Genomic DNA, 5,522 nt, shown 5'->3' with positions numbered 1-5,522 from the left:
TCGGTCGGGCCCGCGCCCGGGATCACGCTGTCCGCCGGCTCGGGGTCGTGCTGGGGGCCTGGCTGGGACGGGATCGCCCGCGTGACCGCTGCCGTGGTCTTCCTCATGCCGCCCTCCGGGGTTCGCTCGGCAGCCGGTGCAGTATTCCGGCCAGGCTCCGTGCCGTGGTCGCCCAGCCGTCGAGGGCGGCGCGACGGCCGCGTGCCGCGGCCTTCAGCCGGCGTCGTACGTCCGCTTCCCCGAACCAGCCGCGCAGTTCGGCGGCGAGCGCGACGGGGTCCTCCGGCGGGACGAGGATGCCGGGCACCCCGCCGTCGGGAGCGCGTCCGACCGCCTCCGGGAGGCCGCCGACGTCCGTGGCGAGCACGGGGATGCCGCGCGCGAGGGCCTCCGTCACCGCCATGCCGTACGTCTCGGCGTACGAGGTGAGGACCATCAGGTCGGCGGTGGAGTAGGTGGCGTCCAGTTCCGCGCCGGCCCGCGGGCCCGCGAGGACCAGCCGGTCCTCCAGCCCGTGCCGCGCGATCAGCGTCCGCAGCCGGCCGACGTACTCCGGGTCCTGCCCGAGTCCGCCGACGCACTCGCAGCTCCACGGCAGGTCGGCGACCGCCGCCAGTGCCTCCACCAGCCGGTGCTGGCCCTTGCGGGGTGTGACGGCGGCGACGCACAGCAGCCGGGAGACTCCGTCCGTGCCGGGCGCGAGGGGGGCGATGTCGGCGCCGGGGGCGGCGACGTGGACGCGGACCGGGTCGAGGCCGTGGTGGGAGACGAGGCGCCGGACTGCCCAGTCACTGGTGGCGACGACGGCCGGGACGGCCCGCAGCACCGCGCGTTCACGCGCGTCCAGTTCGGCGGCCACGGCGGGGTCGAGGCCGGTCTCGTCGCCGAGCGGCAGGTGGACGAGCACGGCCATCCGCAGCCGCTCGGCCTCCGGGACCACGATCTCCGGCACCCCGCAGGCGACCAGGCCGTCGAGGAGGACGACGGCTCCGTCCGGCAGCCGGCGCAGGGCGCGGGCGAGTTCCGCGCGGGCGGCGTCGTCCGGCCGTGGCCAGTCCCCGGCCACGGGCAGACCACGCACCCGCCAGCCGAAGCCCGGCAGGTCCAGCCGCACCCGCCGGTCGTAGGCGTTGCCGCCGCTCGGCGCGGCCGGGTCGTCGACTCCGCCAGGCATGACGAAGTGCACGGAGCGCAGGGACATGGGGATGATCCCCCGGTTCCTCGGGGCCGAAGCCGGCGCGGACGTCTGTGCGGGGACGTAGGTGAGCCGAGTGCGTCCGGCGGCGGTCGCACCGGTCGCCGTCTCGATGGACGTGTCGGTCACAGCGCACGCTCGTAACTCGCCCAGGCGACGTGCGACTCGTGCAGGGTCACGGTGAGGCCGGCCAGACCTTTGGCCCCCTCGCCGAGGCCGCCCTTGTGGACTCGCTCGGCGAGCCGGTCGGCGATGACCTTGGCCAGGAACTCCGTGGAGGTGTTGACGCCGGCGAAGTCGGGTTCGTTGTCGAGGTTGCGGTAGTTCAGTTCGCTGACGACCGCGCCCAGTTCACGGGTGGCCAGTCCGATGTCGACGACGATGTTGTCCTCGTCCAGCTGCTCGCGCCGGAAGGTGGCGTCCACCAGGAACGTCGCTCCGTGCAGGCGCTGCGCGGGCCCGAAGACGTCGCCGCGGAAGCTGTGGGCGATCATGATGTGATCGCGGACGGTGATGCTGAACAACGGACGACCCTCCAGGTGTGGCACGTCTGATCCCCCGCCGATCGGTGCGCGGGATGCCGTCTATTACGGCCCGGTGCCTTCCCTTGTTCAGCGGCCCGTACGTCTTTTCTCAAGGTCAGGCGCCGATGCCGTCCCCGGCGGGCGGAGGGTCAGCCGCCGGGGTACCGGATCCGGTGGCACAGCGCGGGGATCTCCCCGGAGGCCAGTCCCGCCAGCACGTCCGGCAGTTCGGTGAACGCGGACTCCCCGGTGACGAGCGCGTCGAGCGCCGGGTCGGCGAGCAGATCGAGGGCGAGGGCGAGCCGGTCGGCGTATGTGCGGGTGGCGCCGCGCGCCGGGGAGACGGTGCCGACCTGGCTGCTGCGCAGGGTCAGGCGCCGCGAGTGGAAGGCCTCGCCGAGCGGCAGGGCGACGCGCCGGTCGCCGTACCAGCTCAGTTCGAGGACCGTGCCCTCGGGCCGCAGCAGCTCCAGCGACCGGGCGAGGCCCGCCTCCGTCGCGCTGGCGTGGACGACGAGGTCGAGGCCGCCGAGGGCGTCGGCGGGGGACGCGAAGCCGATCCCGAGTGCCTCGGCGACCTCGGCCCGGGCGGGGTCGGCGTCGACCAACTGGACGCGGACGCCGGGGAAGCGGGCCAGCAGGGCGGCCACCGAGCAGCCGACCATGCCGCCGCCGACCACGGCGATCCGGTCGCCGACCAGGGGCGCCGCGTCCCACAGGGCGTTGACGGCGGTCTCGACGGTGCCGGCGAGCACGGCCCGCCCGGCGGGGACCTCCGGGGGCACCGGGGTGACGGCGGCGGCCGGGACGACGTATCGGGTCTGGTGCGGGTACAGGCAGAAGACGGTGCGCCCGAGGAGGGCGTCCGGACCCTCCTCCACCACACCGACGTTGAGGTAGCCGTACTTCACGGGCCCCGGGAAGTCGCCCTCCTGGAACGGCGCGCGCATGGCCGCGGACTGGTTCTCGGGCACCCGGCCGCCGAAGACGAGCGTCTCCGTGCCCCGGCTCACGCCGCTGAAGAGCGTACGCACGAGCACCTCGTCCGCCGCGGGCGCGGACAGCTCGACGTCGCGGATCGCGCCCCGGCCTGGCGATTCGAGCCAGAACGCACGTGCCATGCCTGTCATCGGATGTCCTCCTGAACGATCGGGAAGCCGCCCACGTACCGAGGGATGCACGAGCCGCGCACAAGGTAGCGGCGTTGATCGACTCTGTCACACGGCCGGAGGGTGTTCGGTGGCCCTGAACAACACGTACGACGCGTACGACGCGAGGCCCGTTCAGCAGGAGACCGCGGTGGGGGCGGGCGCGCAGATCCTGCTCCTGGCGCTGCTCGGCACGGCGATCGGGATGGGCACGGCGGGCTGGCTGACCGGCCTCGCGTTCGCGTTCGCGACCTGGGCGGTGCTCTCCTGGGCCCTGCACCGTTCCCGGTTGCCGTCGTTCGGCCCGGCCAACCGGGTCACCCTCGGCCGGGCCACCCTGGTCGGCGGGGTCACGGCACTGGTCGCGGACTCCTTCCGCAGCGCGCCGCCGGTCTCCCTGCTCGTCGGCCTGACCGCGGTGGCCCTGATCCTGGACGGCGTGGACGGCAAGGTCGCCCGCCGCACCGGCACGTCGTCGCAGCTGGGCGCCCGATTCGACATGGAGGTCGACGCGTTCCTGATCCTGGTGCTCAGCGTGTACGTCGCGATGGACCAGGGTCCGTGGGTACTGCTGATCGGCGGCATGCGCTACGTGTTCGTCGCCGCGGCCCGGGTGTGGCCGTGGCTGACCGCCCCGCTGCCGCCGAGCACGGCCCGCAAGACGGTGGCCGCGATGCAGGGCGTGTTGCTGCTGCTGGCGGGCGCGGAGCTGCTGCCGCCCGCGGTCAGCACCGGGGTGGTCCTGCTGGCGCTGGGGCTGCTGGTGTGGTCCTTCGGCCGGGATGTGCTGTGGCTGTGGCGGACGTCGCGGGTGACGCGGGTCCTCGCGCGGGCCGCGGTGCGGGAGCCCGTCGCCCGGTGAGCCGGGTCGGGGCGAGTTCGGCCACCCTCGCCTTCCGCCGGCCTTCGTCGGTTCTTCGTCGGTTCTTCGTCGGTCTCGCCGGTCTTGGCCGGTCCGGTCGTAGGGCCGCGCTTCCTTCCGCTCGCGGCGGTGTTCGAACAGCCTCGGCCGCGCGTACCGGCGGCCCCGTCGAGCGCGGCCGGAGCAGCGTGCCTGGCCGTGTGGCTCATGGACGGACCGGACCGGACCGTCCGTCTCGTGGTGGGCCTCGTCTCCGCGCTCTCCCTGTGGGGCACGGCGATCTGGACGGTCACCGGGGCGGCATCCGCCGCCGGCCGTGGCGCGAGGCAGTGAGAGTACCGGCGGCCCCTGATGGACTCAGTGCCGCCGGGGCAGCAACCCCGCCGCCGCCAGCGGTACGGCGGCCAGAACCAGCCACGGCACGGCGCTGGGCAGCCCAGCGTCCAGCAGCAGCCCGGTCGCGGAACTGCCGACGAGCACGATGAGCCCGGAGACCGAGGACAGTGCCCCCGTGTACAGCCCGAGCCGTCCGTCCTCGGCCAGGTCCGGCACCCAGGCGCGGGCGACGGGCGCGACGAGCATCTGCCCGAGAGTGAGCAGCACGACGAACCCGGTGGCGGGCACCAGCCCACCGGTGCCCGTCCACCCGGCGGGCCGCGCCACCGCGACGACGGCGAACCCTGCCGCGATCAGCACCAGCCCGGCCACCATCGACCGGCGCGGCGGCAGCCGCTCCCCCGCCCACCGGGTCACCGGCAACTGCGCGGTCACCACCAGCAGCGAGGAGAGCGCGAACAGCCAGGCCAGCGGCGCCTGCGAGCCGGCGGCGCGCTCCACCTCGGCGGGCAGCGCGAGGTAGAACTGGTTGTAGGCGAGCAGATAGGCGCCGTACGCGCAGCACAGCGCGAGGAAGCGCCGGTTGCGCAGCAGCAGCCGCGCCCCGCCCTTGACCCGGACACGCGCCCGCCCGGGAACGTGCTGCGGCAGCAGCCACGCGTGCCCGGCGAGGACGAGCACGAAGACGCCGGCGCCGGCCAGGCACACCGCACGGAAGTCGACGGCGAGCAGCAGAGCCCCCAGCAGCGGCCCGACGAAAGCCCCCGCCTGCCCGGCGACGGTGAACAGCGCGAGCACCCGGGTCCGGTCCCCGCCGCCCTCCTCCTCCCAGGCGACGGCCTGTCTGGCGACCTCTGACTCGACGGCCGGCGAGAAGAGCGCGGCGGCGAACCCGATCAGCAGCACGGCACCGACAACGGTCCAGGCCCGCTCGGCGAACCCGAGCCACCCGAACCCGGCGATCCGCAGCAGGCATCCGGCGAGTACGACCGGCCGGATGCCGTACCGGTCGGCCAGCGCCCCGCCGACCACGAACAGCCCCTGCTGGCTGAAGGTCCGCAGCCCCAGCACGAAGCCGACCAGCCACCCCGCCATGCCGATGCCCTGCCCCAGATGCTCGGAGAGGAAGGGCAGGACCGCGAAGAAGCCGACGTTGAAGGCGAGTTGGGTGACGATGAGCAGCCGGAGCAGTGGGGATAGCGGGGTGGGCGGGGCCCCGCGGCGGGGCTTGCGCACGAGCCGGCCGATGGACGGTGCGGTCATCGGGCGCCGACCAGTTCCTTCTCCTCGACGGCCGCTGGGCCGACGACCGGGGACGTACGCCGAGGCCGCCGCCGGGGCCGACGCAGTCCGCCCGCGGCGGTGACCGCCAGCGCGCCGAGCAGGGCGAGAACGGCGGCGGGGGCGAGGACGGCCCAGGGCGCGCGCTCGGCGTAGGGCTGCTCCTCGCCGAGAAC

The 5,522-nt window shown here is 74.6% G+C and carries 6 protein-coding genes and 1 pseudogene; 2 read left to right on the top strand and 5 right to left on the bottom strand.

Features of this window, described 5'->3' with window-relative positions:
- Positions 1 to 103 precede the first annotated feature (103 nt).
- From EBH09_RS30710 to EBH09_RS38050, 3 genes are all read right to left on the bottom strand, one after another.
- The gene (locus tag EBH09_RS30710; RefSeq protein WP_121750137.1) at positions 104 to 1,324 is read right to left on the bottom strand and encodes a glycosyltransferase family 4 protein; all 1,221 of its coding nucleotides are present in this window, start codon (positions 1,322 to 1,324) and stop codon (positions 104 to 106) included.
- The gene (locus EBH09_RS30705) at positions 1,321 to 1,719 is read right to left on the bottom strand and encodes a 6-carboxytetrahydropterin synthase (RefSeq protein WP_121750136.1); all 399 of its coding nucleotides are present in this window, start codon (positions 1,717 to 1,719) and stop codon (positions 1,321 to 1,323) included. Before EBH09_RS30705 ends, EBH09_RS30710 begins: the two co-directional genes overlap by 4 nt.
- Before the next feature lie 149 nt (positions 1,720 to 1,868).
- A complete protein-coding gene (locus tag EBH09_RS38050) occupies positions 1,869 to 2,849 on the bottom strand; it encodes a zinc-binding alcohol dehydrogenase (protein WP_193776620.1) in 981 nt (326 codons plus the stop codon).
- 109 nt (positions 2,850 to 2,958) lie between these two features.
- Between EBH09_RS38050 and EBH09_RS30695 the strand changes: the two genes are divergently transcribed.
- Together EBH09_RS30695 and EBH09_RS39850 are read left to right on the top strand one after the other, a co-directional pair.
- Positions 2,959 to 3,729: a CDP-alcohol phosphatidyltransferase family protein gene (locus EBH09_RS30695; RefSeq protein WP_121750135.1), complete on the top strand. Its 771-nt coding sequence runs from the start codon at positions 2,959 to 2,961 to the stop codon at positions 3,727 to 3,729.
- 207 nt (positions 3,730 to 3,936) lie between these two features.
- A complete protein-coding gene (locus EBH09_RS39850; RefSeq protein ID WP_274595153.1) occupies positions 3,937 to 4,062 on the top strand; it encodes a hypothetical protein in 126 nt (41 codons plus the stop codon).
- A gap of 24 nt (positions 4,063 to 4,086) precedes the next feature.
- Here the strand turns inward: EBH09_RS39850 and EBH09_RS30685 are convergent, their stop codons facing one another.
- The gene (locus EBH09_RS30685) at positions 4,087 to 5,328 is read right to left on the bottom strand and encodes an MFS transporter (protein ID WP_121750134.1); all 1,242 of its coding nucleotides are present in this window, start codon (positions 5,326 to 5,328) and stop codon (positions 4,087 to 4,089) included.
- Positions 5,325 to 5,522 (bottom strand): annotated as a pseudogene (locus EBH09_RS30680) (ABC transporter permease); the annotation flags it as partial. The pseudogene EBH09_RS30680 and the gene EBH09_RS30685, both read right to left, overlap by 4 nt.

This window comes from Streptomyces sp. E2N166, assembly GCF_003671715.1.
Classification (GTDB): domain Bacteria; phylum Actinomycetota; class Actinomycetes; order Streptomycetales; family Streptomycetaceae; genus Streptomyces; species Streptomyces thinghirensis.
Note: the sequence above shows the minus strand (reverse complement) of the source record. Positions and strands in the feature narration are given on the sequence as shown.

Bases quoted from the DNA above. Each gene is read 5' to 3' on its own strand.
- EBH09_RS39850 (WP_274595153.1), top strand. From the start codon at position 3,937: ATGGACGGACCGGACCGGACCGTCCGTCTCGTGGTGGGCCTCGTCTCC.
- EBH09_RS30685 (WP_121750134.1), bottom strand. From the start codon at position 5,328: ATGACCGCACCGTCCATCGGCCGGCTCGTGCGCAAGCCCCGCCGCGGG.
- EBH09_RS38050 (WP_193776620.1), bottom strand. From the start codon at position 2,849: ATGACAGGCATGGCACGTGCGTTCTGGCTCGAATCGCCAGGCCGGGGC.